This window comes from Streptomyces sp. NPDC005533 (assembly GCF_042871845.1).
Taxonomy (GTDB): domain Bacteria; phylum Actinomycetota; class Actinomycetes; order Streptomycetales; family Streptomycetaceae; genus Streptomyces.
Map to the genome: position 1 here is coordinate 1 of NZ_JBIAJH010000123.1, position 4,730 is coordinate 4,730.

General features: G+C 64.7%; 6 protein-coding genes. All 6 read right to left on the reverse strand.

The window, feature by feature from the left end; translation table 11 throughout:
- Positions 1-104: 104 nt before the first annotated feature.
- Positions 105-1,304: an IS30 family transposase gene (locus ACFYP3_RS37005; protein ID WP_388842470.1), complete on the reverse strand. Its 1,200-nt coding sequence runs from the start codon at positions 1,302-1,304 to the stop codon at positions 105-107.
- Positions 1,305-1,473: 169 nt separating this feature from the next.
- Complete coding sequence (locus ACFYP3_RS37010; protein ID WP_388842460.1) at positions 1,474-2,181, reverse strand: IS3 family transposase; 708 nt, start codon at positions 2,179-2,181, stop codon at positions 1,474-1,476.
- A gap of 29 nt (positions 2,182-2,210) precedes the next feature.
- Complete coding sequence (locus ACFYP3_RS37015; RefSeq protein WP_388842462.1) at positions 2,211-2,387, reverse strand: hypothetical protein; 177 nt, start codon at positions 2,385-2,387, stop codon at positions 2,211-2,213.
- Positions 2,388-2,563: 176 nt separating this feature from the next.
- Positions 2,564-2,689 carry a transposase gene (locus tag ACFYP3_RS37020; RefSeq protein ID WP_388842464.1) on the reverse strand — a complete coding sequence of 42 codons (126 nt, stop codon included), beginning with the start codon at positions 2,687-2,689 and terminating at the stop codon, positions 2,564-2,566.
- Positions 2,690-3,164: 475 nt separating this feature from the next.
- Positions 3,165-4,040, reverse strand: coding sequence for a hypothetical protein (locus ACFYP3_RS37025; protein WP_388842466.1), 876 nt, complete (start codon positions 4,038-4,040; stop codon positions 3,165-3,167).
- 436 nt (positions 4,041-4,476) lie between these two features.
- Positions 4,477-4,623 (reverse strand): hypothetical protein, encoded by a 147-nt coding sequence (locus ACFYP3_RS37030; protein ID WP_388842468.1) that lies wholly within the window; start codon positions 4,621-4,623, stop codon positions 4,477-4,479.
- Positions 4,624-4,730 lie beyond the last annotated feature (107 nt).

Sequence of the window (4,730 nt, forward strand, 5' to 3'; positions counted from 1 at the left end):
CGGCGGCCGCGTTGTCGAAGCACGAACCCACGCGTCCCATGGACTGCACCACGCCCAGGCGGTCACACAGGCTGTTGTACGCCGCGGACGTGTATTCGGCGAGTTCAACCGGTCGTTGCAACACCGGGCTGCTGTAGTGAGCGTAGTTGCTCCTCGAAGACCTCGGCCGGGGCCTTCCAGCCGAGGATCTTGCGGGGGCGGTTATTGATCGCCAGGGCGACGGCTTCGAGGTCCTCGGCGGACCACCGGGACAGGTCGGTGCCCTTCGGGAAGTACTGACGCAGCAGCCCGTTCGTGTTCTCGTTCGTGGGTCGCTGCCAGGGCGAGTGCGGATCGGCGAAGAACACCTTCGTCCCGGTCTCGAGCGCGAACTGGGCATGCCCGGAGAGTTCCTTCCCACGGTCCCAGGTCAGCGTCTTACGGAGTTGCTGAGGTAGCTTCGTCATCGACACCGTCAGGGCGGTGTTCATCGCGACGGCGCCGTAACCGCCCAACGCCGGGCCGTTCTTCACTGGCGGCACCTCGCCCCAGCCCTCCATCCTCGGCAGATGCACCAGGAGGGTGGATCGGCTGCTGCGCTCGACGAGCGTGCCGATCGCGGACCGGCCCGTCCCGATGATCAGCTCGCCTTCCCAATGCCCCGGAACCGCGCGGTCTGCGGCCTCTGCAGGACGTTCACTGAGGACGACATCCGCGGTGACATGCCCTTGCGGCTTGTTCCGTGACCTCGACCGAGGCTCTCGAAGCGCCCGCCCGGTGCGCAGGCAGGCGACCAGCTCACGCTTGAGCGCACCACGGCCCTCGATGAACAGCGAGTGGTAGATCGCCTCGTGGCTGATGCGCATGGACTCATCCTCGGGGAAGTCGGCCTTCAACCGGTGCGAGATCTGTTCCGGGCTCCATGCTGTCGCCCACCGCCTGTCTTGCCGATGCGGCTTGTTCAGCCCTTTCCACGGAGGCGTCTGCGGTCCTGCGGCGACCGTCCCGTCAGAGCGGTGAACGTTGCCCGACAACCTCTCCTGAACGTACTCACGCAACCGGTCGTTGCCCAGGAGCTTCGCGCTCTTCGGGCGCTTGGCTGCCTGCTGAGCCTTCCACTGGGCGACCGTCGCGCGGTACTCCTGCTTGCCGCTGCGCGTGGCGGCGTTGCGGCGCAGTTCGCGAGAGATTGTCCCGGGGTCACGCCCCAGGGCGCGGGCGATCTCGCGCACACCCTTGCGCATCGCCCTGAGAATCGCGATCTCCTCGCGCTCCTCGAACGTGAGGTACCGGCCCGAGGGCTCGGCCAACGAGATCGGAGACATGCCGCCAGCGTGACGAAACCACCTCGCACCCACCGGCCACGACACGCCGACCGCCAGCGACGCCTCGGCCGTCGTGACCCCCATGGCGATCAGTCGCCAGAACTGGCGTTGCACGACCCGAGACGGATCAGGCCGCCCCGGCGAGCGCATCGCCGGCCGCAACGCACGGTCAGCGCGCCACTGCCGACGCCGCCCCTCCGGAACATCGCTGGTCTTCAAGCTCCAGTCCGCCGTGGCCACGTCGCACACCTCCGAGGTCAGGGTGTTGCGACGACCAGTTGAATCCACCTTCGCTGCCGCGGTCCGAATGGAAGATCACTTCGTCCACGCCGCCGCGGGTCGCGGCAGCCATCTGCAAAGACGCGCTGACCAGGGCCGTGTCGTGGTGTGCGTCCATCGCGTGGCCCAGGCACCGGCCGGAGAACAGATCCAGCGTGGTCGCCAGGTACAGTTTTCCCTCCCCGGTGTCGATCTCGGTCATGTCGCCCACCCACAGCACGTCCGGAGCGACGGCGTCGAAGTGCCGTCCCACCAGGTCGCGGGCAGCCTTGCGCTTGCCCGGCCGGGTCAACGACCTGCGCTTCTTCGGCTCCCGGCCGTACCAGCCCTGCTCGGCCACGACCTCGGCGACCGTGTTCACGGACACCTGCCGGCCCTCCGCCCACAAATCGAGCGTGATCCCGGGCGATCCGTAGGTGCCCCCCGAGGCGGTGAAGAAGTGCCTGATCCGCTCGGTCAGCGCAGCCCGTCTGACCTCGCGCTTCGTCGGGTTGGCGGGTCTTCTGCGCCATTTGTAGTACCAGGCCGGTGACACGCCGAGCACGCGGCAGGCCACGGTGTGCGGGATCTTCTCCTCGGTCCTGCAGTCGCTGATCACCCCGACCACCTGCGCCGGGTCCGCCTCGGCTACTTCACCCACAAGACCATGCAGCGTTTGAGGACCTCACGCTCCATTTCCAGCTCGACGATGCGCTTGGCCTGCTCCTTCGCGTTCGAACGCAGCCGGATCAGCTCCTCACGCTCCGACTCCCGCAGCGGCCCGTCCCCCAATTCCTGGGCGGCCCGGGCCCAGGGCCGATTCAAAGTCGTGGCAAGCCGACTCGTCTCGTTGAGCCGGACACGCGGCCAAGTCGCCGTCTGTGCAGGTCAACGTTGCTTCGCTGCATGACGTTGCCTGACTGGGCATCAACTCGGCGTCGAGGGTGCGTCTGGGCTCAACGTCTTGACCTGCGACGATGCGGCCAGCCGGTGACTTTGAATTAGCCCTGGGCCCGGGCCTTGCTGACCCAGTTCTGCAGCGTGGCCTCGTGGATCCCCAGATCCCGCGCGACCTCCGCGGCCGGCTTGCCCGTCTCCAACACGATCCGGACCGCACCCTCACGCATCTCCGGATCGTACTTCTGTCGCTTCCCCACCATGACCCCCAACTCCCCATCTGGTCACGGCTCTACGCTACGAGGGGAACCACACCTCAGACCGGCCTGAGCTGGACGAATACCGGCACGGGTGTCACCCGATCAGGGGCCACTCTGAAAATGCTCAATGAATTAGCCCTGGGCATGCGGGACATCGAGTACGGCTGGATAGGGAACCAACGGAGCCCCAAGGCTGAAGAGTTGAGCGTGACAACTTGCTCAACAGCCCTGGGGCTTCGCCCGTTTCACAGCGACCTCCACGTCACCCGATCAGTGGCCAAGTTGAAAAGGCTCATTGCCCGAATCAAGACCCGGCGCATCCTCCGAAAAGCCCGCCTCAGCCCCAACAAGCTCACATCAACCGCCAAGACCCTCTCGCCCTGGAGACTCACCGCTGAAAACGCTCACCGAAAGGGCTCCTTACCATGTTGGTGAGTTCCATGGGTCAGGGTTTGACGAGGAACCAGGTGGCGGGGCTGTCTTGTCCGGGGCACATGATGAGCGTTCTCACGGTCTTTACCGCGTAGTTCCATCCGTAGGGGTCGGGGTTGATGCCTATCCCGCTTGACCACCAGCGGACCACGGCGTAGCCCGTGTAGGCGGCGCCGTTGAGTCTCAGCTGGGGGTAGGAGGTGACGTAGTTCGGTTGCCAGGTAACCGTTTCTGTCATGCCCGAGCCGGTGGTGATGTTGTTTTCGGTCACGGTGTTGTAGTCGACTGTCACCGCGCCGGTCCCTGCGCCGGCGCTTCCCCCGAGGTTCAGGGAGAATTTCCAGCCGGATGAGGAGGTGGTCGATTTGCTGATCGTCGTAGTCGTCGCCAACGTCCGGGTGGCGACGCTGCCGGTTGTCCCTGTGTACAGAACGGGGGCATATCCGTCCGAGTCGAGGAATCCCGCCCAACCGCATTGCGCGCCCTCGGTGCATTTGTCGGCAAGCGAGTCGCGCCATGCAGTACGGATCCCGAACCCGGAAACCCATGCTTCGAGCCTATCCTTCTGTGCCGTAGTGAATGGCCTTGGCGTGCCGTTGGCGGCGGGCCAGCCCGACATTGAGGTGTTGGCTGGAGGAGCGGGGGTGATAATTTGAGCGAGCTGATTCATCATCTGGGTTTTCGTCACAACGCCTGTGGCAACGTCGACGGGAGAATCAGCGGTTGCCGTTCCCTGAGCCGCGAAGGTAGCCATGGCCACCACGGACGCGGCCACCACGAAACGGGCCCGCCTGAGGCGCACGGAAACAGATTTCTTCACTGGTGCGGCGGCAGTATCTGCCTCTAATTCGGCATTACCCGACGCTTCAATCTGACACATATCGGCCATGTCGCCCTCCTGCCTCGGCGGGCGGCCTGGCGTGCCGCCTGCACCATATGATCGACTTGATCGCTGTGGATCTTTCGCCCCACTGAACCTGAGAGGCCGATAGAATACCCGCCTCAGACGGCCGTCGGCTATGGCCGTCACTGTTCTTTCTGCGACCGCCCGAGGAAAACTGGTTACTGAGCCGGAATCAGAATCAAAATCACGCCTGTCGTCACCCAAGGACGCTGTTCTTGGGCCTCACATGCGAAATGCAACGGGCGCGGTCCGGAAAGAGAGCCGGTGTAGGTGGAAGAACGGCCCCCGACGGCAGCTCGCAGCCGGTTTCGGCATCAGTCCCGCCCACGCTCACGCGGTCATGGACGTCTGGTACTACAGCTGTGAGTCGCGATTGTGGTCTCTTCGGTCGCGGGTCAGGGCTAATTCATTGTCGTGTTGATCACGCTGCGTCGCAGGTCAGGGATAGTCCGAGGAGGTCGAGCGGGCGGGTAAAGGGTGTGTAGGAGACCTCTCGGAGTCCGGCGGCGATGTTGTGGTGGCCGGCATCGCGGAGGGTGTTGATCGCGAGGTTCCGTGAAGTGGCCATGTTCGCGGGTCTGTGAGCTTTTTCAGCGGTGAGTCTCCAGGGTGAGGATGGCTCTGCTGATTGACGTGAGTCTGTTCGGGCTGAGGCGAGCTTTACGGAGGACACGC